The sequence below is a fragment of the Halomonas sp. ND22Bw genome, assembly GCF_003011945.1.
GTDB lineage: Bacteria > Pseudomonadota > Gammaproteobacteria > Pseudomonadales > Halomonadaceae > Halomonas > Halomonas halophila.
Genome location: NZ_PXWD01001968.1, coordinates 1 through 229, shown reverse-complemented (window position 1 = coordinate 229; position 229 = coordinate 1). Strand labels below are relative to the sequence as shown.

1 protein-coding gene is annotated in these 229 nt (G+C 65.1%); it reads right to left on the bottom strand.

The window, feature by feature from the left end; genetic code table 11:
• Nucleotides 1-229: insulinase family protein (locus CVH10_RS25185; protein WP_219925146.1), on the bottom strand; the 229-nt coding region annotated here is incomplete at both ends.

Genomic DNA, 229 nt, shown 5'->3' with positions numbered 1-229 from the left:
GCGAACCAGTCTGTCGGGCGAGCGGGTGTCGGCTGGAACATCAGATGTTCGAACAGGTGCGCGAAGCCTGAGCGCCCCGGCGGCTCGTCCTTCGATCCGACACCATACCAGACGCCGACGAAGACGGTCGGCACGGAACGGTCGGTATAGACGATGGGCTTGAGCCCGTTGGGCAGGGTGAACGTCTCATAGGGGATATTGACGCGGCCCAGTTCCGGGCGCGCCTGGG